General features: G+C 34.0%; 14 protein-coding genes. 4 read left to right on the top strand and 10 right to left on the bottom strand.

Features of this window, described 5'->3' with window-relative positions; genetic code table 11:
- Nucleotides 1-11: 11 nt before the first annotated feature.
- The 5 genes from Q0822_RS09990 to Q0822_RS09970 form a co-directional block, all read right to left on the bottom strand.
- Nucleotides 12-8,231, bottom strand: a complete 8,220-nt coding sequence (locus Q0822_RS09990; RefSeq protein WP_299123071.1) for a T9SS type B sorting domain-containing protein — start codon at nt 8,229-8,231, stop codon at nt 12-14.
- A 68-nt stretch (nt 8,232-8,299) separates the two neighbouring features.
- Nucleotides 8,300-10,873, bottom strand: coding sequence for a PorP/SprF family type IX secretion system membrane protein (locus Q0822_RS09985; RefSeq protein ID WP_299123067.1), 2,574 nt, complete (start codon nt 10,871-10,873; stop codon nt 8,300-8,302).
- Between the two features lies 1 nt (nt 10,874).
- Entirely contained in the window at nt 10,875-12,338 is a 1,464-nt protein-coding gene (locus tag Q0822_RS09980) for a gliding motility-associated C-terminal domain-containing protein (protein ID WP_299123064.1), read from the bottom strand.
- A gap of 134 nt (nt 12,339-12,472) precedes the next feature.
- Nucleotides 12,473-13,789 (bottom strand): hypothetical protein, encoded by a 1,317-nt coding sequence (locus Q0822_RS09975; RefSeq protein WP_299123060.1) that lies wholly within the window; start codon nt 13,787-13,789, stop codon nt 12,473-12,475.
- Between the two features lie 271 nt (nt 13,790-14,060).
- On the bottom strand, nt 14,061-14,513 hold the full coding sequence (locus Q0822_RS09970; protein ID WP_299123057.1) for a hypothetical protein: 453 nt from the start codon (nt 14,511-14,513) through the stop codon (nt 14,061-14,063).
- Nucleotides 14,514-15,040: 527 nt separating this feature from the next.
- Between Q0822_RS09970 and Q0822_RS09965 the strand changes: the two genes are divergently transcribed.
- Nucleotides 15,041-15,649: a hypothetical protein gene (locus Q0822_RS09965; protein ID WP_299123055.1), complete on the top strand. Its 609-nt coding sequence runs from the start codon at nt 15,041-15,043 to the stop codon at nt 15,647-15,649.
- Nucleotides 15,650-15,683: 34 nt separating this feature from the next.
- On the opposite strand, the gene Q0822_RS09960 is transcribed toward Q0822_RS09965, so the two are convergent.
- Both Q0822_RS09960 and Q0822_RS09955 read right to left on the bottom strand, forming a co-directional pair.
- Nucleotides 15,684-16,415 (bottom strand): hypothetical protein, encoded by a 732-nt coding sequence (locus Q0822_RS09960; protein WP_299123052.1) that lies wholly within the window; start codon nt 16,413-16,415, stop codon nt 15,684-15,686.
- 6 nt (nt 16,416-16,421) lie between these two features.
- A complete protein-coding gene (locus tag Q0822_RS09955; protein WP_299123050.1) occupies nt 16,422-16,844 on the bottom strand; it encodes a MarR family winged helix-turn-helix transcriptional regulator in 423 nt (140 codons plus the stop codon).
- Between the two features lie 225 nt (nt 16,845-17,069).
- Here Q0822_RS09955 and Q0822_RS09950 point away from each other — a divergent pair, with 225 nt between their 5' ends.
- A complete protein-coding gene (locus Q0822_RS09950) occupies nt 17,070-18,800 on the top strand; it encodes a patatin-like phospholipase family protein (RefSeq protein ID WP_299123048.1) in 1,731 nt (576 codons plus the stop codon).
- A 38-nt stretch (nt 18,801-18,838) separates the two neighbouring features.
- Here the strand turns inward: Q0822_RS09950 and Q0822_RS09945 are convergent, their stop codons facing one another.
- Together Q0822_RS09945 and Q0822_RS09940 are read right to left on the bottom strand one after the other, a co-directional pair.
- Entirely contained in the window at nt 18,839-21,034 is a 2,196-nt protein-coding gene (locus Q0822_RS09945; protein WP_299123046.1) for an amino acid permease, read from the bottom strand.
- A gap of 128 nt (nt 21,035-21,162) precedes the next feature.
- Complete coding sequence (locus Q0822_RS09940) at nt 21,163-21,909, bottom strand: arylesterase (RefSeq protein WP_299123044.1); 747 nt, start codon at nt 21,907-21,909, stop codon at nt 21,163-21,165.
- Between the two features lie 27 nt (nt 21,910-21,936).
- On the opposite strand from Q0822_RS09940, the gene Q0822_RS09935 reads away from it, so the two are divergent.
- Both Q0822_RS09935 and Q0822_RS09930 read left to right on the top strand, forming a co-directional pair.
- Complete coding sequence (locus Q0822_RS09935) at nt 21,937-22,626, top strand: ABC transporter ATP-binding protein (RefSeq protein WP_299123042.1); 690 nt, start codon at nt 21,937-21,939, stop codon at nt 22,624-22,626.
- A gap of 48 nt (nt 22,627-22,674) precedes the next feature.
- A complete protein-coding gene (locus Q0822_RS09930; RefSeq protein ID WP_299123185.1) occupies nt 22,675-25,170 on the top strand; it encodes an FtsX-like permease family protein in 2,496 nt (831 codons plus the stop codon).
- A 39-nt stretch (nt 25,171-25,209) separates the two neighbouring features.
- Here the strand turns inward: Q0822_RS09930 and Q0822_RS09925 are convergent, their stop codons facing one another.
- Entirely contained in the window at nt 25,210-26,547 is a 1,338-nt protein-coding gene (locus tag Q0822_RS09925; protein WP_299123040.1) for an exonuclease domain-containing protein, read from the bottom strand.
- Nucleotides 26,548-26,585: the final 38 nt, after the last annotated feature.

The following is a 26,585-nucleotide window of genomic DNA, read 5'->3' as shown; positions in this document are numbered from 1 at the left end:
ATCTTTTAGTTTTATCTGTAAAGGGTAAAGTGTCCAACAAATTCTTTATCTACATTGACGTCATTAGTTTTAACGACATACCAATAATCACCAGTTGGTAATTCTGTTCCGTTATATCTTCCATCCCAAACCTGACCTACATTATACTCAGCGACCTTACGTCCATATCTATCAAAAATGTCGAAAGTAAGATTCGGATAGTTTTCTGAACAACCAGGTGCCCAAGTATCGTATTCGCCATCACCATTTGGCGTAAACCAATTAGGGATACAGAGATCAATAAACTCTAATTCAATTTGGGCAGTTGCAAAACAACCACTACTATCTGTAACGGTAACAGTATATAATCCTGACTCAGTTATGATGTAGTTATTAACACTACCGTAGTCCTCACCATTCATGGTAAACTGATAATCACCAGTTCCACCTGAAGCATTTGCAATAAATTCATTGAGTTGACCTTCTGTAAAGGTTAAGGCAACAGGTTCATAATCTTCAATTTCAAAGAATTCTGTAGTTTGAATACAGCCATTGGTATGTCTTACATCGATATAATGATTTGTTCCTACTGGGACATTCATAAACACATTACTTGCTTGATATGGACCACCATCTAACGAATAATCTAAATCTATTGGATCAGTAATAGAGTCATCAACAGTAACCTTTACAACATTACCCTGTGTATTATTTTCACAAATATTTTCAACCACTACTTGTGGATCTATGATTACTGATTCTGGAAAAGTGATATTCCATTCCGACTCACAACCTAGTGCATCTCTAACAAATACTATGTGGTCTCCGCCGGATAAGTTAGTAAAGTCGAATTCTGTTTGTGTTGCGCTACCTGTGGTATAAATACCTTCATAATCATCCAGACTTACACTATATGGTAAATTTCCACCAGAAATATCGATACTAAATTCGCCATTGGCATCATCTTGACACAACTCTGGGAAAATAGAATCAGCAACGATACTAAGAATAACAGGCGTTGGTTCAGAAATTGTGAAATTGAAGGTTAAGTAACAACCCAAAACATCTTGAACAATGATATCATAATCACCAGGTGCTAAGTTTTCAAATGTATTTGTATCAAAGAATTGATTTAATTGAGGTGAAATCGCATATTTAATAATTCCTGTTCCACCTGATGCTGTAATTTCAACTGATCCATTATTATTACCTGCACAAGTAACGTTGTTAACTGCTATGGTTGCTTCAATTGGTGCACTTGGTTCAGTAATACTAATTGGTGCGGAAGTTGTTATACAATCACCACTTTCTACAACGACAATGTAAGTTCCGGCAAATAGCTCTGTGAAATATCCAGAACTATTTTGGGTTGCTGTAATTGCGGTTCCTGAACCATCTTGTAAAGTGTACACATAATTACCTAGCCCTCCTTGTGCTGTTGCAGAAATTGATCCGTTATTATCACCATTACAATTAATAGTTAAATTAGAAGCCTCAAGCGTCAATGTAAGGTCAGGTAAAGGATCTACAGCAATTTCGTTAGATACATTTGCTACACAACCATTTACATCTCTAACATAATATGAGTAAGTCCCTGGTGGAACACTGAATGTAGTAGATGAGCTAAAAGAACCAAGTATAGTTGAAAAACTTGGATTATCACTGTAGGAATACGTTCCTGTTCCTCCTGTAGCGCTTAAAGTTAGAGTAGATTCAACTAAACAACTTTGTGTTGTTGCTCGTACTAAACTTGCTTCAATTGGAGTAGGCTCAGCAATAACAATATCAATAGATGTTAATTCACAATCAAAACCATCTGTAATTCTAACAGAATAAGTTCCTGGACCTAAGTTGTCAAATACATTTGAGGTTTGCGGACCAGAAGTACTTGGTGTTGGTAAAATAGTGTTAAGTGTATAGGTGTAGTTTGCACCTTGTCCACCAGTTACATTTGTAATTGTTATACTAGCATCTTGATCTCCAAAACACGCTAAAGCCGTTGTACTTGGTGTAAATGTTGCTGTAATTGGTGAAGGTTCGTCTAAAGTGATAATTTCAGACACTATACAACCTCCAGCATCTCTTACATTTACAGTATAAGTTCCAGCTGATAAATCTGTAAATATATTATTTGACGAATAGGCAACGGTTGCGTCACCAGTCAATTCATATTCAAAATCTCCCCAACCACCAGCTGCAATTGCAGTGATTGTTCCCTGATTGTTATTACAGGTAACATCAGAAGTTTCAGAAATCACAAGAGTTAAAGCTTCTGTAGGTGACTCTATAACCACATTAGATGTATTAGAACAGAATGGAAAAGCAGTTTCAGTAATCACTACTGAGAACAATCCAGCATCCATTCCTGATACAGTTTGTGGATTTGTAGACGTATTTGCACTTACAATACCAGTTACTGAAGTTCCTAAAGCATCAAATACTTCATAAGTATAAGTACCTGTGTAATTTGTAATGTCTATATCAAAAGATCCACTATTATCACTAAAACAAGTTATTGGAGTTGGTGTTAAAGTAAACATTGGAATTACTGCTTCAGACAAATTAACTGTAACTTCTTCAGTACAGAGTGTTACTGTATCGGTAATAGTTATAGTATATAAACCTGCCGGTAACCCAGAAATAACATCACCAGTTATACTAATCGATGCTGGATTTGGTAAAATACTGTACGTATAAGTACCGGAACCACCAGTCGTTGTCATTGTTATCTCACCATCATCGTTATTACAAGATGGTATTGCTGTAACTTCAGGTGATATTGTAATTGGAGCTTCAATATCTAAAGACACTAAATTTCCACAACCATTAGCGTCACGTATTTCTACAGTATGAGTTCCTGAATATAAATTAGAGAGCGTGAATGGTGCTGTTAATGCTTGAAAAGTACCACCGTCAATACTGTATCGATAAGGAGCTGTGCCGGCTGTATCTAGAGTTACATCTATGTCAAAACTACCTTCGGTAACTGTACATTGATTATTTACAACTGCTGAAATTACAGGCGAAGGATCTAATGGCACAACTATGATTGGACTCGAAATGATACAACCATATGCATCTAAAACATGAACATAATAATCACCAGTATCAACATTAAATACACTTGCTGAAGCCCAAGAAGTATCTGAAGCCAATGGTGCAGTTGGAGTAGTGGTAATCTGATATTGATAAGGTGCTGTTCCATTTTGAGCAATAGCACTTATTACTCCAGAGTTGGCATTACAATTTGCATTTTGATTTAATGAGGTAGAAAGTTCTAATAATATAGCAGATTCTGTAATATTGAAAGGTATTGTTACCACACCACAACCAGAATTTGGTCCAGAGGTCTCAACTATATTGACATAATAATTACCAAATGGTAAAGGTCCCAAGTCAGATATTGTTAATGATCCATTAGCTGGCACAGTACCAGAGTTACTAACACCTGTACTATTTAAAGATAAAGAATCAAATATTTCATAATCTATATTTACAGCTGAACCATAAATGCTATTTACAGTAAAAGAAACATTACCATCAGCACTTCCGGTACAAGTTATATTGTTCGCACTAACTGCTGTTGCAGTTAATGTTGATGAGGTTGGGATTGGTGCTGTTGCAGGTTCATAATAACTACAGAGTGTAGATTCATCATAAACTATAAAGGTATAAACCACACCAGGTGTTAAGTTGTTAAATGTAGCAGATTGACTACCAACAGCATCTTCTGGGATCCATGTACCCGCAGGAAGTGGATAAACTGAAGATGGTCCTTGGTATATACTGAACCAAAATGGACCAGCACTTGCTAATGTAGAACCTACGCTTACTTCAGCAGTTCCACCGGTAGAACAATCTACAGAAGTATTAATATTTATATCTAAGTCCGTTGGAGGAGAAGCGACAAGTACATCTTGTACTAATACAGAACAGCCGTTGGCATCGACTACATTAATTTGGTATAGACCAAAGTCAACTACATCAAAGTTTACAGAAGTTGATCCAGTCATATTCGATTCTGAATTTGAATATCCATTTGTACCAGTTACCATATAGTCATAAGGTGCTGTTCCACCTGTAACAGAATTTATAATTATTGATCCTTGCGATAATCCACTTGCATCACATGTAATGTCTATAGCATTATAATCTATTACAATTGGGTCTGGTTCATTAATAGTTACTGTTTCAGTAGCTGTACAAGATTTAGAATCTGTAAGTGTTACTGTATAAGTTCCTGCTGGCAATCCAGAGGTTTGTGTTCCGTAATCGGTACTCGTAGTATCATTGTTTACATTAATCGTAAAAGGAGGTGTACCAACTGTACTATCAATTGTTACATCTATGGCTCCATTGGAATCTCCATTACATAATATAGGCTGACTTTGTGCTACCAAAGTCAATGCTGGTAGAGATAGAGGTTCTACATTTATAATCGCTGATTCAGCAGTACAACCATTGGCATCAGTAATTTCAAACTGATAGTCTCCAGCATTAGGTGTAGAATATATAAATGGTGTTCCTGTTGCTCCTAAAGATGAATATGGGCTTCCATTTATTGATACAGCATAAGTATATGGTGCAGGTCCTGATATGGTTCCTGTGAGCACTGCATCTGGTGTAGCTGTACAATCTAAATCTTCAGTTAGTACCACATTTAATGTTGGTGTTGGAATAGGATCAATTGTATGAGATTCACTATAAGTACAATCATTTTCATCTCTAACTTGGAAAGTATAAGTTCCAGGTTCTAAACCAGAAAATGCTGCAGATGTTTGATAAACTGTCGCTGCTGAAGCAGGTGCAATAATTTGATATTCTAGTATTCCTGTTCCACCAGTTGTTCCAGTAATGGAAACAGTTGTGGCATTTGTTGGACATGTTATTGATGGGTTATCGAACTCTAAATCTGTTGGTGGGTTTAAAGCATCAATAGTAATATCATTTGTTACTGAAGTACAATCATTATCATCTTTAACGGTTATAGTATATGTGCCTTGAGTTAAACCTGTAAATACATTACTAGTTTGAAATGTAACTCCATCAATACTATATGTATATGGTGCATCACCACCTGTAACAGCTGTAACCGTAATTACGCCATCTCCAATACAACTTAATGGTGTCGTTAATTCTGCTGTGCCTGAAATAGCTATGTTCGAATTAATTGTCGCGGTTTGAGGATTTGTAATACATACTGATGTTCCTGAAGTATATTGAACTATGATATCGTAATTACCTACGCCAAGTCCTGTAAAAACATTTGAACTTACAAATGTTGTGCCTCCATCAATACTGTAAGCTAAACTATTACCATTAGCATTTGTAACATTTATGGTTAGAGCTCCACTATCACTAGAATCGCCACATAAAATATTAGTAGTAGAAACAGTAAAGTCTGGAGCAGGAATTGCATCTACAGTTATACTCGTATTAGCACTACAGTTATTAGAATCAACAACTGTTATATTATAAACACCAGCAGTTGTAACTGCAATTTCTGGTACAGATTGAAAAACTGTTGCACTATTTACAAAATAGAAGTACGGTGGTGTTCCTCCAACTGGGTAAACCGTAATCTCACCATCATTACAAGTTAATGGTGCAGTGATTGCAGCAGTAACTGTTAGTAACGGAGGTTCGATAATTGTAATATCCTCAGTGAATATACAGCCATTTTCAGTTTCTAAAGTTGCTGTGTATGTTCCTGGATTTAAATTATCGAATGTATAATTGTTCTCAATAATTGGCCCGACACTATTAACTAATGTTGCTCCATTATATAATGTAAAGGTATATTGCGGATCAGCATCATTTGCGGCTAAGTGAATACTTCCTTTATCTCCGTAACATAGAGGTTGAGTTACTGTATTTGCGCCTGTAAAATCTCTATCCGTAATTTGAACGTCTGGAACTGTGAATACACAAGGGTTAGTAGGCACACCTGTCTGTCTTATGTATACAGTGTATGTACCAGCGGTACTGACTGAAAACACATTGCTAGTTTGAAAATTTGTATTATCTATACTGTATTCATAACCACTAGGAACTCCATTTACGGTAATACTACCATCTGTTGTACAAATTATATCAGTAGATACTACTGTCGCGTCTAACAAATTCTCATAGACGTTGAAATAGAATTGAACAAAACAACCTCCTGGATAATTAATCGTTATTCGATATTGACCAGATGTATCAGCTAAAAAGTTAGGCCCATTACCAACTTCATTCCAAGTACAGGCCGCATCTTCATTTGCACAGTCTTCATCGGCAACTGCAGCACAACTCGATTCATCAAGCTTTTCCCATATAATAGAAGTAGAGCTTGATATATTGGTTTCAATGAGTCGTGAATCATTTGCACCACATAAAAATATGTTTGGCAATGGTTTTCCATCATTAGGACAAGTAACCACCTCATCCGCATAAGGAATTACAGGATTTGTAGTGTTACTACCAAAAAGCTCAACATTAAATTGCTGAACAATTGATTGACATGGTGCAATTGCCGTATTATATGAATAATAAGTGCCAGTTGCTGTAGCCGTTATGGTTTGTGTAGTTCCAATAACTGGTGTTCCTGTTGGACTAGTTGACCAGGCATAAGAATCATAACCATTTGCAGCAGTTAATTCTATACTATCACCACAAAGAATTTCATCCTGTTCAAAAGTACAATCAAGATCAGCTAAGAAATTAGTTGCCTGTGGCGAAATTAAACAGCCTGTATTACTGCTGTAACTAGGGTCGTCTGTAATAGTGAAATCAGGATTTATGGTACCTTGATAAGTAGCATAAGCTTGATTGTTAATAATATTAGAACATGCATCTGCTAACTGACCACAATCATCAACAACTTGAACTTCTATTCGAATTTCATAAACAGGATCATTTTCTTCAACAAGAGAATCATCAACACTTAAAACCAGCTCTCTTGTTGTAGGATTATAACTTACGACTGTAACACCAGTTGGTAAAACTAAGTCTGTCGGATGATTGTAAATAATGTTAATAGGAAGAATATCTCTAATTGTAAAGTTTGTTGCGTCGTCATTTCCAGTGTTCTGAAAACCAATAACATAGTTTAGAGAAGAACCCAAACCTACAAGTTGTCCACCAATATCATTTCCTAAATCGTCTTCAACAATTTTTGTTAACACAATATTTGGAGCAATAATCTCAATGGCAAAAGCACTAAAGTAATAGTAATAGATATCTAGATTACTTCCTAAGCTTATATCAGCCGAAGTTGCATTATTAGGTATAAGAGTATTTCCTGGATTTGGAATATTTATAATTCCTGAATCAAAACCTAATGTGTTAGAACTATTAGGATTTTTGTTGTTAAATAACTCAGATGTATTGGTTACAGGGTCTATATCAGAAACCGAACTATTAAAAAAGTTGTTTGTTGGACGAATAACAGTTCCTGCATTGTTAGTAGCACTAATTGCAGTACCATTAAGTTCTAGATAATCCCCAGTATAACCTCTATCACCTTCAATAGTATTGAAAGCGAATTTAGCACGTACAGGTCCAGTTGGTATAGTATTAAATCCTGAAACAGGAAATGTTTCGTTTATAGTACTTGTGATTTTTGTAAATCCATCAAATGAAGTGATGTATTTGCTTGGTAAAAGCGGATCTTCATAAACTACAAAAAGCGACCAACCAGCTGAAAGTCCTTCTGAATTTGGTTTTGGACCAACTAATGTTGAAATGTTTGCAACACCATATGTACCTTCTGGATTTGGTAATGCTGTTAGAATATCTGTTACATCGTGATAATAAGCATATGTATTTGACTGGCTATTGTTTGCTGCGTTTTGATAGTAAATTTCAGTACCAGTAATATCCATATATGGACTACCAGGAACTTTAAATTTCACCTCCGATATGGGTTCGTCACCATTAACAACAGCACTCCAATATAAGCCAGCATATACAATTTGATAACAACTTTGGTCACTTGGAACATCTAAATCTGCCGTACTTGAATTAAAAGTACTAGCATCACCATCAATATCTACATATACAGCTGCATCAACTTGGTCATTGGTATCGTTTCCATTATATGGATCAGAAACATGTAGCCCTACATTACTGTTTCCAATTAAAAGGATATCTCCCTTAATGGCCTGATCGTATCTTGGCGAAAAAGGGACAAGGTTTTGTGCAAACATTTGTTGTCCCAAAATAAGTAATATAACAACAATTGCAATTCTAGAAAAAGTAGGTTTTTTCATGGTATTAGTTTTTGGTTTTCGCATTTTTAATTGGGGCATATAAAGATGCGAAGGGGCTTAACTTCTATTTAATTTTCAATTTTCACTATTGACATTTTTTGATTATAAGGTCTATCACCTTTAGACTCTAAGGCTTTGTTTGCATTCTGAATGCTATCAAATTTATCATAGTATATATAATATTTACTTGTATTAACATCATAGAAGAAATCTACATTAGTTCTTCCTGATGCAACAACTTTAGTTACAAAATCATTGCGCTTTTCAACATTACTGTGTACAGCAATTACAACATAGTAACCACTTTCAACATTTTTAATGTTTTTAAGAATATTGATATTATTACCTTGCTCTTCTCCAAAATCGAAATCTTCAGTTTTTAGAGGTACTTTACTGATCGTAGTTGTATTCTTAATGTTTGTTAACGCTGTTCTATCTTGAGAGTATCTATCTTCTTCATTATCGAACGCTGCACGTTTGATACGTCGTCTTTTTTCAAACTCTGTAGCAACTCTAATAGTTTCTAATCTCGAATCTAATTGTGCTCTGGTTTGTACAGCTTTTGCCTGTTCCTCAGTTAAACGCTTTATCTTCTTTTTGTAATAAATATTAACCTCATCTAATTCAGTGTTCCTTATCCTTGTGCGTTGCTCATAAAGTGTTTGTAATTCTTCAATCTTATCTGAACGTGTTTTAATAACATCATCTAAATTAGATTTAATAGCTCTTAGGGCATTATTTTCAGCTGTTACACTTTTAAAGGGTTTTGGTTGCACTACGATACCCTGATCACTTAAATCATTTTCTTCTTTTAAATCTTTAAGATCTTGGTCTTTCGTAGCTACTATTTCATCAAACTGTTTTAATAATTTTACCTGAGTAGTCTTTGCATCATCAGTTTGATCCTCTAAGGTCTTCATGGATTTACCAAGCTCATCTTTAGGATTAGCAATTAAGTCTTCCGCTACTTTTTGCTCAGCCAATAATTTAGCTTGTGCTTCGGCTTCTTCCTTAGCTTTTTGATCTGCCAATAGTCTAGCTTGCTTTTCAGCTTCTAATTTTGCCTCTTGCTCTGCTTGCAGTTTGGCCTGTAATTCAGCCTCTTCCTTAGCTTTTTGTTCTGCTAATAATCTAGACTGCTTTTCAGCTTCTGCTTTCGCCTCTTGTTCAGCTTTTAGTTTGGCTTGGGCTTCAGCCTCTTCCTTAATTTTTTGTTCTGCTAATAATCGAACTTGCTTTTCAGCTTCTAATTTTGCCTCTTGCTCTGCCAATAGTTTAGCTTGTGCATCAGCTGCTGCTTTCTGCTCTACGGCAAGTTTAGCTTCTTGCTCAGCTTTTAATTTTGCCTCGGCTTCTCGCTTTGCTTTTTGATTCGCTGCTATTTTTGCTCTTAGCACCTCTCTTTGTCTAGCCTTTTCCTCTTCATCTAATTTTGCTTTTGCTTCTGCTTCTTCTTTCTCTCTTTGTTCTTTTAATAATTTGGCTTGCACTTTAGAATCTTCCTTAGCTTTTGCTTCAGCTTCTTTTTTGGCCTTTGCTTCTGCAACTAATTTTGCCTTAGCTTCTGCTTCCGTTATCTTTTTGGCTTCTAAATCTAATTTTTCTTGTGCTTTTCTTTCTGCAGCTCTAGACCTTATGCCTGCAAGCTCAGATTCTGATGCTTTAACTATTACCTTTTGTTTTTTGGAGAAAAGGCCACTCACTTCATCATCTCCACTATATTTATACTTCTTCTCAGATTTAAATCTGTAAGCTAAAGTAAAATCGTGTGAAGGTCCAAAATCTACCATATCTCCTATGGCTCTTTCAACATTATATTCTAAAGCAATTTGAGATGTAATATTAAGACCTATACCTCCCGAAACACCATATACATTATTATAGCCAATTTGAAACCATAATCCTTTAGGTACATTTATCATTGCTAATCCAGAAATAATAGTTTCATCTTTTCTGAATTCTGATTTTAATAAGGCAGAGACTTTTGTATCGGTAAAGAATCCTCGACCATTAAAATAACCTGTGTGCATCACATGAGCTTGTATGCCTTGTTTTGGATCATCTTCTATAAGTGTTGAGGATTCAAAATTGTATAAAACCACATTGTTTACAGAAATACCAAAATCTAAAAACTCTGTACCAAAGTTAATTCCAGGATTTACAGTCAGTAAGAAGTTTGATGGTACATTTTGCAATGATGGGTCATCAAAATTAGTAACAACATTAGCGGTATTAACACCACTTTTGTATGCTCCAATATTAAGTCCAAAGGTTAGGTTGTTATCTGTGCTTAGTTGAGCATTATAGGCAAAGTTTAGTAATCCGCCAAAAGTGGTTAACACACCATAATTCTGTTGAAATAGAGCCAAACCAGCTCCAATATTTTCTGAAAAACGCCCAGAATAACTTGCTAAATAAGTTTCTGGTGCATTATCAAATTGAACCCATTCACGTTTATTACTTATACTAGCGTATTTATGTTGTTCTCTAACGAAACTAAATGTTGGGTTAATAGCATAGCGATTAAAAACCAAAGAATTTCTTATAGGTAAATCTAAAGAAACCACACCGTCATCTTCTTGCGAAAAGCTCATCTGTAAAAAACAGAGTACTACTAATATGACTAAAAGATGTGCTTTCATTTTACTTTACTATGGTTATTGAACCTTTTTTAGTTTTTGAATCCGCTGTAATAATTATATAATAGTATATCACATTGATGTTAGTTAATCCTAATTGATTTTCTGGCCAATTATTTTCATAAGCAATAGTTTGGAATACTAGCTTTCCGCGCTCATCTAGGATCCTTACCTCTGTATTTGTGCCAGTTGTATATTCTAAAGGAATTACCCAAGTATCATTAATTCCATCCCCATTAGGACTAATAACATTAGGAATATTTTCTACATCAGGAAAAGGATCTTGAGCTTCTTCTATAATAAAATTGTATTCCATTGAAGCTTGACATCCGACAGTTTCATTTATTATTACCTTATAGTTTCCGAACTCTGTAGCTTCAAAAAAGCCATCAGTTGCAGTGTCAATTAATACATTGTCTATATACCAAATAAATTCTGGACTATTGGCTGTGGTAGTCACAGATATCATTAATGATTCATCTGGGAATATCTGGTTAACTTCAGATACATTTATTGAACTATCAAATATTTCACTTTCTAAATCTATTGAACCAGAAGCAGAGCAATCTCCTAAATCTACTTGTACTGAATAGGTTCCTGATTCGATTGCTTGATACATTTGGTCTGTAGCGTCTGGAATAATGACTCCATCTTTATACCATTGATAAGAGTTTCCACCAATGGTATTTAAAGTCGTTGCACCTTGTTCTGGACAAAATGGATTCCCCAAGCTAGATGCTATGGTTGCATTGGCTTCACCAGCAACCGCCTCACTAATAGTTACACGATTAGAAAACGAATCTGATGTACAACTACCATAATTTGTTTCTACAAAATAAGTCCCTTCACTACTAACAGCTAATGATGGGCCATCTGCAACAAAAACTGATGTTGTCGGGCTTGTTTCTTTATACCATTTAAAGGTAAGGTTTGGGTAGAGTAGAGGTGAGTCGTTAGATCCTGACCCTGGATTATCTATTGTTAACAAATAACTTCCACCAGTACAATATGCACCAGTAGATACTAAACGGTTTATTGTAAACGGCGAATCCTGACTTTTAAAATAAGCAGCAAATGGTACTGAATTAGAACTTGTGGCAACAGGTGCACTACTTTTGATCCTTATACGATAATTTTCTCCGGCTGTATCCTCTGGTATAGAGAAATCTAGTGTCGCTGGTGAAGTTGTTACAGAACCAGCAGAAGTTGTATAGATCACCGTTGGATTAGAAAAATCACCATCAGCATCAGATAGCTCTATACTAAATTGGTTTGAAGCGTTTACACTAGACTCTGGCGAAAATATAAACGTTGTACTATACGTATTAAAAGAGTCATTAGCGCAAGCTTGGCTAAAACCAAGATTAGGTGTGCCAATAACTATTTGCGCATTTGCTTTATATAGTATAGCAAAAGTTAACAAATAAATTCCAAAAAACAATTTATTTACGATAGTAGGTTTAAGCATTTAGTAGGGTTTGTATTATTTATTCTATAAGCTTTTGGGGTTTAATAAGATTCACAGCTTGCAAGTTAAATTCTTGATTTAGCTATGAATTTTGTTTGTGTTTTGTGTTTTTATAAAAGATTTGGGATTTAATCTTAGTTGTCGTCATCATCAAAATTGTCATTAGAAGCAATGATTCTATTGATACGTAATCTAAAATCTGGTTGTCTACTATTTTCAGATTCAATAAAAGTTTCGGAATCTGGTCCTTTAGAATATACATTGTCAAAAGCTCTACTACCATACCAACTTTCTAAATCGTCGTTATTAGTATAACCTTTTCTAAAAATATTCCCTTCACAATTGTTAAAGTACGAACGCGTAAATTTTATCTTTTCTAAATTTTCATTGTTTATAGGAATTCTGCTATCGAAAATTACAGCAGGCTTAAAACCAGAGATAACACTTTTGTGAATTGTAACAGACACATCTGGACCAACATAAATAGCTTCTTGTACCAAGCCAACGCTAATGTCTCCTTTTAGATCATTACTGACATTAATAAGTGTTAGGTTTTCTGCATTAACAAATGTTTCTTTTTTTGAAGTATCTGCGTCTTCTTTTAGGTCATAAGAGCTAATGAACATACATCTAGATCCTTCCGCACTAGAAATATATGGTGATCTTACCGCCAAAGAATTTACTATATTACATTGTGCACCATAATTAAACTTATAATCGTTCTCTTGAGATCTGTATGAAACAGCTTTTTCAATAACAACTTCTCCTCCAAGAATATTAAAGGAATTTCCTTCACTATAACTTACCATTACATTTAATATAGTAGTTTTAAGACCGACACCAGCTAAAGTAATTCCACTAAAATTTCCGAATTCTTTTGTTTTCTTACCAGCAAACTCTACTCTAACATACTTTAAGATACCAGAGTTACTATATACATCGTCACCACCATAACTTATAGTTTCAGTAGATGAAGGGTTTAACCCATAGTTTAATGATGAAACCTTTCCGAATGAATTGATTGGAGCACTACCAAGTATGAAAATTCCTCCCCAATCACCCTGTTTTTTGTCGGGTCTACTAGATGTAAAAATGATTGGATCAGTTTCTGTTCCTTCTGCTATTATCTTAGAACCTCTGCTGATAGTTAAAGAACCTTTGGTTTTATAATCACCAATGATAACAGTTCCTGGTTCAATAGTTAGTGTTGTACTGTCCGTTACAAAGACATCACCCAATAAAAGATAGGTGTTTCTTTTGGACAATGTTGTATTAGATGAAATATTTCCACTTAGTATTTGAGTGGGTTCGCTGTAATCAGCTTTATTGGGTTTAAAATCTGTCCAAGAATCTAGCCAATTATTGTAGCCAGTAATTCCTTTTTCTTGTTGTGCAATCAGGTTACCAAATACTAAAAAAAGTAAAAGTGTAGTTAAAGTAATTTTTTTCATAGTAGCTTATTTTCGTTCGTTTAGATAATGGGCTCTTAATCTATAAGACCAAACATATGAACAATACCTATTAAATACAAAAAATATCGATGAAATGCATGATTAAATATTGTTTATTTAATTTTTCTTACACAGAAATACCGTTTGTCGGATAAATTATATTTTTAAAAATCTTTACTATTAACATAAGTATGCAAAATAACAATTCAAAAAAAAACCTTGATGCACAATACATCAAGGTTTTTTAACAATACATAAGCAACAAGATTCACTAATCCTTTTTAAAATCGTCATAGGTATGCAATGCTTTAAGAGTGGACTCATAAAATAGAATAGCCGCTATTAAATCTGTAGTATCAGAATAAGGTAATATCTTTTTTTGAAACTCAATAGTACTCTCAAAATAAGTGTCTGAAGCTTCAATATTTTCTTCTAATGCTTTCTTATTATCTTTTGTTTCAGGAATTCCTAAAGATTCCATAGTGATTCCAGGTTTGGTAGCGAAAGCAATATTTGGTAGTATATTTACAATAACTTCGATGCGTTCAATGTATAATGTGAGTAAGTCACCTTTAGGCATCTTTTCTAATTCTTCTCGACTATGGTATTTAGATATGTTTACTTTACCACTAATGATACTTTGAGACGCCTCTTTTTTTTGAGCATAACTCATACTTATCATTAGGAAAAAAATGGCACTAAATACGGTAAATTTGGTTTTCATTTTTAGGATTTTTAATTAATCATAATGGAGCAAATCTATACAATTATTTAAAAAAAGCAACTTTATTTGGGCATTTTTTGTAAAACTATTTTTAGTATAAAATGCAAATATAACGGATAAACTGCGTATTTACTGGATAAAATACATTTTTAATCGATGAAATACTTTTGTGTAAATTCCAATAGTTTTGTCAACTTTGAGAATAAAATTTCATGAAATTTGGTCTAAAACAGTACTAAGAAAAACCACATGTAATTCTTTTTTTGAAACTTTTAGAATCGATTATAATAAAAATATAATGAGTTCTGACGCTGTTAAATTCTCTTCGATTTCAAGTAAAAGCAAATATTCTAAATATATAGTCTAATTACAGTCCTTATGCTTATAATATGATTATTACATTTATGTATTTCATCGTTATTATTTGAGTCAATTTTCATTTTATCGTAAATATTAAGCATTGGCATGATTTTTAAGAGATTACAATATAAATGGTTGAAATTTGTAACCATCAAACGCTTAACCTCATGAAAAATCTTATTACTTTATTTTGCATTATATGTTTCTACAGCGCAATTAATACTGTTGTAGCACAAGAGTTACCTTCAAATTCAGATTTTGATAGTCCGATTTACGATCGTTCAGAAGAACTTTTAACTAACACAGATACCATTCCTGATTTTAGATCTAAAACAAATAAGTTAAAATTAACTGGTACTATTTATCAAGCCGATGGTACAACACCAGCGAGTAATGTTATCTTATTTATAGAGCAACCAAATGAAAATGGTGATTTTGAGTTAAGAAATACAGGTGATGAGCGTTACGTTTTACACAGAAGTTGGGTAAAGACTGATGCAGACGGAAAATATACGATTTACACTTTTGTTCCAGGAAATGACAGAAGGTATAATCAACTTCAACAAATATTTCCGTTAGTGAAAGAACCATCTCAACCAGTATATCAATTAGAAACATTTCTTTTTGATGAAGATCCATTATTAACAAAGCGTTGTCGTAAAAGAATTGCTAAGAAAAGTGATACTTCTAGAATTTTGACTCCAAAAGAAGAAGATGGAATATTGGTGGCGCAACACGATATAGTTTTGAATGCTAATACTGTAGCTTCTAAATAATATTTTTAATAAAAAATTATATTAAAGTCTTGAATTAAAATTCAGGACTTTTGTTTTTTGTGTTATTCGTTCTTGATAGTTGAATAATTGAAAACACATGTACAAATACTGCTAAAGGCATTAAGAATCCTGCAACTAACAAGTAGGGAAATTTAACTATCGCTATGGGCGCTAAAGACGTTTGACTTCCCCAAAGAGAAGGGATGAATATTGTAGTGACAAATAAAGCAATTATTGATGCCAGAACTGCTAAGCCTATATAGTTCCATAATAAGGCGACCTTTCTATTTAATTTCTTTGAATTAAAAACTAAATAACCAATTATTGGTGCGGTAAAAGCAAAAACCATATCATAATTATAACCTTCAATAGTAACTTCGGGATGTAAGAATCCTATACCGACTGTCGCTACAAAAAGCAGTTCTACAAAAATTCTAAAAGTTTGAAGATATATAGCCCATGATTCAGGAATAACAGTGAAAATCATACTATTTCTATTCTTATATAACACAATACCAGTAAAGATAAAGAGCGGGAAAATCACAAAAATTGGAAATCTTGGAGGAAGGCTAAAGTTTTCAAGCAGTCCAGACATAGATATCAAGTATACATATACTAGCCAAATTATAAGACCTAATGCCAAATAGGTAACATTTTTACTTGTTGTTTTAGAATCCTTACCAATTTTCTTTAAGGCATATTTGAAAATATACAAAACTATAATTGACATGAATAATGTTAACAAAATGTATCCTGCTTCTATCATAATATACTATTTAGTGAACTTGTTGTATATAAAATCGAATGCTTTCTGGCCTTCGGGTTCTATAATTGAATTGATCTTTTCCATGGCCTTGTTCCATTCTGGTATAACTTCTTCTAGCAGTCTTTTACCCTTAAGTGTAATTTCTATCTGCCTTTTGTTTTTCTTTTGAAGTAATTGAGTATCTAATAGACGTTTCATATTTCGGCTAACAGAAGACTTTTCTAAAAACAACATCTCAGATAATAAGTTTTGAGTTACAATGCCTTTCTTAGATGTAAAAAATAAAATACTTAATTGACTATTTGTTAAACCAAAAGGAGATATATGATTTCTAAAAATATTTGAGATAATTCTTTCAACATGCATAATTCTCCCTGAATAACATATTAAAGGATTGCAACTTTCTAATAAGGGAAAATCAGTATTCATTCTATAAAGGTAATAAATAAAGTTGTATATACAACTAATAAAATTACTATTTCTCAAACTTATACTAATAAAAGGTGAGGGCATTAACCTTATTTAAAACAATAGTATTCATCAAAAAGTCATACCTTTAGGTATTCCCTTACTAATTTCTTGTTATTGGCTTACTAAAATTATCTTGTTAAATTATGAGGTTATCAGAAATGCTAGCTTTAAACGATAAGTATTATGAGTAAACAAACATTTCATCTTGGGTTATCTATGGCAGGAGCAGTTTCTGCAGGTGCATATACTGCTGGTTTTATGGATTATATATTAGAAGCACTTTCAGAATGGGAAAATGCTAAAAAAGAGCAAGCTAATAATCCGGAAAGTAATATACCAAAACACGACCTTATTATTGATGCCATTGGTGGAGCTTCAGCTGGAGGTATGGTAGGTATGATTGCAACTTTAGCAATGTATTCAGGAAATTGGAAACCTGTAAAAAAAGTATCTAATGTAAAAACAGGAAATATTCTTTACGACAGTTGGGTGTTTTTAGATGATGATATGAATCTTTATGATGGCACGAAAAAAGGCAAAACAACATTTGAAAAAATGCTAGAAACCTCAGACATAACTGCTAAAGGAGCTCCATCTTTATTAAATTCTAAGCCCATAGACACCATAGCTGAACGTGTTTTTAATGAACTACCAACTGATGCTAATATCAATAAATTACCGAAATATGTTTCAAAGGATTTTAGATTATTAATTACATTGACTAGCCTTAGACCCTTAGGATATAATCTTAAAATGAGTCGATTACAGTCTAAGTTTTTGGATGAGACTCCAGGACATCATGTAAATAGTCATGATGTGGTTGCCCATTTTAAGCTCAATTATAATGAAGCTAATGACAAGGGAAAGTATTTACCTTTTCAACCGCATAAAAAGTTATCGAGAGATTTTTTAGCTAAAGTGACCAAAGCTACAGGAGCATTCCCTTTTGGATTGCAACCGCGTTATTTTGATGATGAGTTTTCTTCAGATTATTTAAAATATAGTCTAAAAGCTAGAAAATCTTTTAATACAGAAATGGATGTGATTATTAATCCGGAAGAGGCATCAAAATTTCAATTTACGGCAATAGATGGTGGTACTATTAACAACGAACCTTTTGATGAAGTCTTGCGCCAGCTTATTGAGAAACATGGTAAACCTAACAAAAAGAATCCAAGTTATGGAACAATACTAATAGACCCATTTCCTAATTTCTTTGAAGACAAAATAACTACTGTTCCAAATTATAACATATCAAGTATTTTTGGTATTCTTGGAGGTCTAGTACCAACAATTCTAAATCAGGCAAGAAACAAGCAAAATGACACTTATGGTGTAGGTTTGTTTAAGCTAATTTCGTTCCCAAGGAAGTTAAAACCAGGCGCCCAAGCGCTGAGAGATCATCCACCATTAGCAACAGGTGGAGTAGGAGGTTTTGGTGGATTTCTTGATATAAAATTTAGACAACACGACTTTTTTCTTGGTAGAGATAATGCCAGAAATTTTCTAAGAGGTTTTCTTTTTCTAGAGTATGATAAAGAAGATCCTAATAATCTTTTCCATGGAACTAGTGATGAGGCATTAAAGACTTTCCAAAGGAAGATTGAGCAAGATGATGGAAGTGAGAAAATCTATATGCCAATCATTCCAGATATTAGCAAAATTAATGGTGATACAAATCCATCTAAGTATGAAGTTGACGACTTCCCAAAATTTAATACTGACGCATTTAAAAAGCTTGAAAAACCTATAAAGAATAGAGTTAAGGCGATTATAAAAGCTGAATTAAAAGGCAAAATAAAAAGTTGGTGGTTGAGGCCAGTTGTCGGTATGTTTAGAGGAACTATTGCCAAAAAAATTACAAAATGGGCAATGGAACATATTGAAGCCGATTTTAAAGAACGAAAGATGTAACTCTTTGTATTACAAGTTTTAGTTTTTTAATAAAATAATTAGGCTAAAATACTTTCATGACCAGAATCACGAACAAATAAGCAACTACTACTCGTTTTTTTGGTCATGTCTTTAATAAAATTATAAGGTAAAGTATCCTGCATCCCAAAGATATTTAAATCTGCAGATGGTGCGTTAGTAACAATATCATTAAAGTTACCAATATAGACTTCTGTTAATGTCTGTGGTAAACGTGCTAATTGAGTTAAAGACTTTAAAAATGTTTTGGCGTTATTTTCTTCTTTTGGGTCTGACACTACAGTTATAAGACGTATCCGAGCTTTCCAATTCATTTTTAGCTTGTAAGCTACCAAAATCGAGAGATCTAAATTACCAATATCCAATCCACCGAATTCCCAATCACCTTTTCTATCACTTACCCAAACGTTGATTGTATTTCGTTGACCTAATAATGCAGTCGTATGAAGATTAAAGAGTAGAATACCTATTTCTAATCGCATAGACTCCTTCATTACTGGTTTTAGCTCATTATCGTAATCATCATGATCTTGTAAATTCAAAAACATAATGTTTGGCCTAAAAAAAGCACCTTGCAATGCCTGACTTCCATAATTTATACCATTTGCGAATTGCTCAGTATGAATGACGGTTGAAGACGAAAACACACCTTTAGTTCTAAAAGATGACGAAATGTTTTCTAATTGGTCAGCCAAGTTACCATCCTCAGAATAAGGTTCAATTCCTAAAAGCTTTATAGATCCTTTTGGCTTAGCTATATTTCTTAAAAACTCAAAACTTCCCTTAAGCCCATTAACATCGCGCACAGGAACCATTAAATTGGCTTTCCAAGCACGTTGTTGCATTTTTTTCATTCCCCAAGTATGTTTGGCAGCCCATTCAGCAAATGAAACAAAAAGGCCAGAACGTACATCTTCAAAAGGAGTTTCCAAATTTTGACGAGATAAATACCAATAGACCATAAGTACAATAGCGATAGATATTAAACTCACAGAAGGGTTGATAATAAACATGGCGAAAATGGACGAGATTAATCCAAACCATGGCACCCATTTATGAATCTTAAAAATAGGACGATAGCTAATGAGGCCCAGTCGCTGCTCAATAATCACTACAATATTTATCATGGCATAAGTGATAAGGAAAAATAATGTAACTAAAGGTGCGACCGCATTAAGGTTACGCAGCAATAGAGTAAAAAAGATTAAAACACCTGTAACCAGCATCGCATTCCTAGGCTGACCATTGTTACTTGTTCCTGCCAATACATTAGAGTAGGGAAGAACTTTATGTTCTCCCATAGCATATAAAATACGTGATGAACCTATTATAGATGCTAATGCTGAAGAAAATGTAGCACCTAATACACCAGCAATAATTAGTGGCCCGAAATAGGCTTTATCTACCATGACGTAATAATTGGTAAGCAATTCTTCTTCAGATGCGCTGCGTGATATCCAAAAGGCAAGGAGCATATAAATAACAAAACTCACTCCAATTGCCCAGAGTGTACCTCTAGGAATACTGCGTTTAGGATCTTTAAGCTCACCAGACATATTTGCTCCAGCCATGATGCCAGTTGCTGCTGGGAAAAAGACGGCAAAAACAATCCAAAAACTACTCCCTCCAAAATCATTTTCAGAAGAGCCTTTAAAAGTTCCCCAACTAAGAGAATCACTTAGTGGTTGTACCATCGAACCATTATAGGCAGCGACAACAATAGATACTAACGAGAGTACTATAACTCCCATTATCAAAAACTGAGTCTTAATAGCCAGATTGGCGCTTATGTAAGCGATTGTAAACAATGATGCAAAAACAATAATATCAACAAGGAAGGCATTGTGTTCTGGAAAAATACCCAACCAACCTTCTCTAAAACCAAAAATATACATGGTCACTGCTAAGCCTTGCGAAATATATCTAGGGATTCCTAAACTACCACCAACTTCAAGACCCAAAGCTTGAGAAACAATTGCATAAGCTCCACCAGCACCTATGCGAATATTAGTGGTTATTGCAGACATTGACAAAGCAGTACAAAGTGTAATTATAAACGAAATAAGAATAATCAGCCAAGCACCTAAAAGACCAGCATTACCAACTACCCAACCCAATCTCAGGTACATAATAACACCAAGTATAGTAAGCAAAGTTGGTGTAAAGACGCCTCCAAAGGTGCCAAACTTTTTAATGTTTTTAACTGTACTACTCATTTGGTTAGTTTAGTATAAATCAAACAATGAAGTTACTAATTATTTGGTAATTTAATGTAAACGCATTGGTGACGAATTATTAATTAAAACTAGAAACTTAAAATTAATAATTTCGTATCGCTAATCTATCACTTTTTCAGCAGTGGTTCTAAGGTTTCCCAAACAGTGTTTGCTAGTATTCTATGACCTTCTGCTGTAGGATGAATACCATCACTTTGATTAAGTTCTGCAATACCACCAACATTATCTAATATAAAAGGAATAAATTCTAAATTATTTTTTCTGGCTATGTCAGCAAAAATTTGTCTGAAGTCAGTCGTATAATCTTGTCCCATATTAGGAGGTAATTCCATACCAGCAAGAATTATGGTAGTTTTTGAATTCTTCTGTTTTACAGCATCTACAATAGCTTGCAAATTTAAACGCATTTCTGATAGAGGTACACCACGTAAACCATCATTTGCTCCAAGTTCTAAAATAAAAATTTCAATATCTTGATTTAAAATCCAATTGATTCGACCTTTGCCTCCTGAGGTAGTTTCACCACTTAAGCCCGAATTAATTACAGTATAATCATATCCTAAAGAGTCTATTCTTTTTTGTAAAATAGCAGGAAAAGCTTCATTAACATCATCAAGTCCATAACCTGCAGTAATACTATCACCGAAGCATAATATAGTTTTGACTTTTGCTGTTTCTGTCACTGGTTCTTCTATTCGCTCATTAGATTTTGTTTCTTGAGTTGATTTATTGTTCTTATCATTACCACATGCTGCGAGCAAAAGCACCATAATAAAATAACAAAACTTTAATAGTTTATGAGCATTTGAAATTGGTGAATTTGAATTCAAATGTTTAATTTCAGCCTTCGACATAAATTGTCCTTAAATTAAAAAATTAGTATGTCAAAGATATTAAAGATTACTGGGTTAGAAAAGATATATTCTAGTGGTAATAAACAACTAACTGTCTTACAAAATATCACTTTTGATGTAGAGAAAGGTCAGACGTTTTCTATTGTAGGTCCTTCAGGAAGTGGAAAAACTACTTTATTAGGCTTATGTGCAGGCTTAGATGAGCCAAATGCAGGCAGTGTAGAATTATGTGGGCATGATTTAAAAAGTTTGAACGAAGACCAACGTGCACAGTTGCGGAATAAAGAAGTGGGTTTTATATTTCAAAATTTTCAATTGCTACCAACTCTAACTGCTTTAGAAAATGTGAGTGTACCTTTAGAACTACAAGGCAATAAAGATGCTGTAAAAACAGGTATGGTATTATTAGATAAAGTAGGCCTAGCCGATCGTTTTCATCATTATCCTTCGCAGCTTTCAGGCGGAGAACAGCAACGTGTGGCTTTAGCTAGAGCCTTTTCTAATTCGCCTTCTATTTTATTTGCAGATGAACCAACAGGAAATTTAGATGAAGACACTGGTGAAAAAGTGATAAAATTATTATTCGATTTAAATAAAGAAGCCGGAACAACTTTGGTAATCATTTCTCACGATTTAGATTTGGCCAATCGTACGCAGCAAATCCTAAGACTTAAAGGAGGTCAAATATTAACCAACGAGCGTACAGCAGTACTCTAAAATCATTCACAGCCAAATATGAATAAAAAAACAATCTGGCTTTTTAAAATGGCTTGGAGAGATGCCAAGGCAAGTAAAGTGCGCCTTCTGTTATTTATGGCTTCTATTATCTTAGGAATTGCTGCAGTAGTATCCATACAATTATTTAGCATAAATCTTAAAGATAATATTAAGCGTCAGTCTAAGGCCTTAATGGGTGCCGACTACATTATTGACTCTAGGCAAGAGCCTACCGAACGTGCAAAAGCGATAATAGATTCCTTAAAGCCTGATGCTTCAGAGGTCAATTTTGTGTCCATGATTGCATTTCCAAAGAATGGTGGCACTAAATTAGTTCGTGTTCGTGGTATGAATGGTGATTTTCCATTTTACGGAAGTATTAATACACAACCAGACTCAGCAGCAGATACTTATCAAGATACAGGTGGAGCTTTAGTTGATGCAACATTACTACTTCAATTTAATATAAAACCAGGTGATTCTATAAAAGTAGGTGAGTTAACGCTTCCTATTGTTGGAGCATTAAAAGCAATTCCTGGTAGTACAGCGATTTCAACATCTGTTGCGCCTCCAATTGTGATTCCATATCGTTTTATTGAAGACACAGAATTGTTACAATTCGGAAGTCGAAAGGAATACCAATACTTCTATAAAGCATCAGACACTCTAAATTTAGAGCGTTTTGAGGAAATAATAGACCCAATGCTAGATGCTGAAAAAGCAGATTTAGACACACATTCCGCTACAAGCAGACGTTTAGGTCAACGCTATGATAATGTTAGTAAATTCTTGAATTTAGTAGCGTTTATAGCATTATTACTAGGTTGTATTGGTATTGCGAGTTCTGTACATATTTACATTAAAGAAAAATTGAAAGCAGTAGCCATTCTCAAATGCATGGGAGCTTCAAGATTACAGAGCTTCCTTATTTTTCTGATTCAGATTGCAGGAATAGGAATAATTGGTGGTTTGCTTGGTTCATTAATTGGTGTTGCGCTTCAAGAGTTATTTCCATATATCTTAGAAGAATTTTTACCTTTTACAGTAGAGGTCAGTATTACTGCACAACCTATTATAATGGGTGTTTTTCTAGGTTTATTTATGTCCATATTATTTGCCCTTTTACCATTGCTTAGAACTTTGTATGTATCTCCTTTAGAAGTTCTTAGAGTAAATGAAAATGGCATTCAAGAACCTAAAAAAGTAAGACTAACAGTATTTATAGGGATATTAGTATTTCTATTTTTGTTTTCATATTGGTTACTTAATAATGTTACTTATGCCTTAGGTTTTGTTATAGCCACGTTGATTACATTTACCATTTTAGCAGGTATCGCTCTGCTTTGTATCAAAGTAATTCGGAAATTTTTCCCAAAACGATGGGGATTTACGGCACGTCAAAGTTTACTCAACTTATTCAGACCAAATAATCAAACAGTAGTATTGGTAGTCGCTATTGGCTTAGGCACGTTTCTAATTAGCACCTTATATTTCACAAAGGATATTTTATTATCAAAAACGGAAGTAGCGAAGACCGCTGAAAATGCCAATATGATTATTTTGGATGTACAAAGTGATCAGCGTGATAAAGTTGCTCAGCTTATTAAAGCCAAAGATTTACCAATTCTTGATAATATTCCATTAGTTACTATGCGTATGTATCGCATAAAAGATCAATTGGTGAACGATTTACTTCAAGATACAACACGACAGGTACGTGGCTGGATTTTAAATCATGAATTCAGAACAACTTATCGCAATGAATTGATTGCTTCAGAAGAACTTCTGGAAGGAAAATGGAAGTCAGAAGTAAAAACGGGTGAGCCTATTTTAATTTCTATTTCTGATAATCTTGCTGAAGATGCCAAAGTAGTTGTTGGTGACCCTATTGTTTTTAATGTCCAAGGTGTGCTTATGGAAACTAAAGTAGGAAGTATTCGGAAGGTAGATTGGGGACGATTACAACTTAACTTTTCAATTGTATTTCCTGAAGGTGTTTTAGAGGAAGCGCCACAGTTTAATGTATTTACAACTTCAGCAGTAGATGAAATGAGTTCTGCAAACTTGCAACGCGATTTGGTAGCGCAATTCCCTAATGTATCTGTTATAGATTTACGACAAGTCTATACCATTATTGAAGACATCTTAGATAAAGTCTCTTGGATTATTAATTTTATGGCTTTCTTTAGCATATTTACAGGCATCATTGTATTAATTGGCTCTGTTAGGACAAGTAAATATCAACGTATAAAAGAAAGTGTACTGCTGCGTACACTTGGCGCTAAGAATACTCAAATATTAAAGATTTCTGCTTTTGAATATTTGTTTTTAGGCTTGCTTGGCAGTTTAGTTGGAATTCTATTGGCCTTGGTGAGCAGTCTTTGTTTAGCGTTGTTTTTATTTAATGAACCTTTTGCACCTTCCTTAATTCCTTTTCTGGTGTTTTTACCAGGTATTACATTATTGGTTTTGGGAATTGGTTTAAGTAATATTCAAACAGTGCTAAGAAGTTCACCTTTAGAAGTTTTGCGTCGAGAAGGTTAATGTCATCTTAGAAGTTTTACTGTCAACTAAAATTAATAACTAGATTTTTAATAATCGTGGTCTTAAAATCTTCTGTATATCAACACTATTTTTCTGTGGAATGAGAAACGCATTTAAATCATCAATATGGTTAATCTGTTCCTCTTTATCTACAAATCCATAGCCTAAATATTCACCAGCCTTAATCATTACAAAGGCTTCTTCATTAGTATGTCTGCCTTTTTCCCTAACAATAATATCATTGTTTTGATTAGACATGTCTTGTATCCCTTCAAGGACTCTGTTGTTATAAGTTTCTACTGATTCTTCGTCTCTGCAAATACCATTGCAGTTCTTGATGCTGTAATGCGAACATTCAGAAACCGCTTCCTGCAAATGGCAGTATTTTGGACAAAGATTATAGGTTGAACATATTTTTTCTAGGTAAGCACGTACGTCTCTAATATTAAAAAAAGTAATAATAGGATTAGGAACTAAACGTCCTTTGTTACTTGCTAAATGCAGAATTCCTTTTCTATCTTGATAAGAGAAAATGGCGAACGATTGAATAGTACGTTTTGCAACAACATTATAAACCGGAAAGTGATGTTTAATAGCTGCATCTTCCATCAATAAAGCTATTAATTCACTGCCTGATATTTCAAAATCGATATCACGTGTTTCTCTTACCATTTCCAAGGACTTTTTAGTCTTGCTGTAAAAATGACTTAATACTCTTTTTTTAATATTCTTGGCTTTACCTACGTAAATAATTTTTCCTTTTTTATCCTTAAAATAGTAGATACCTGCTGCATTCGGTAAGGCTTCAAACGTAGCTTTGGGTAGATGAGGAGGCAAGGTGGCTTCTCTAGAGGTCTTGTTCAAAAATGCTGCAAATACTTCTGCAGCTGTAGGTTGTTGCAAGAGCAATTCAAATAGAGTTACTGTGGCCTCAGCATCACCTCTGGCTCTATGTCTATCCACTAAATTAATATCTAACGCCTTGCATAGTTTTCCTAAACTATAGGATTGATGTCCTGGTAATAAGCGTCTCGATAAACGTACTGTACAGAGTTTTTTTCTGCTAAATTCTATACCCAAGCGTTTAAATTCACCATTAATAACATTATAATCAAAATTGACGCTGTGTGCTACAAATATAGCACCTTCAGTAATATTTAATATGTCTTGTGCAACGTCTTCAAATCGTGGTGCATCAGCGACCAAAGCATTATCAATTCCTGTGAGTGCTGTAATGTATTCTGGAATAAAGGTTTCAGGATTAATCAGTGATGTAAACTCATCTATGACTATGTTACCATCATACTTAAAAATAGAAATCTCAGTCATACGATTGCCTTCTCCTGTTGTTTCAACATCTATGATGGTATAAGTCATTTTGGTAATCTCAAATTCGTATTAAAGTATAATTTTAT

The sequence above is a fragment of the uncultured Winogradskyella sp. genome (assembly GCF_947496485.1).
Classification (GTDB): domain Bacteria; phylum Bacteroidota; class Bacteroidia; order Flavobacteriales; family Flavobacteriaceae; genus Winogradskyella.
The sequence above is the reverse complement of the archived record's forward strand: the minus strand, read 5'-3'. Positions and strand labels throughout refer to the sequence as shown.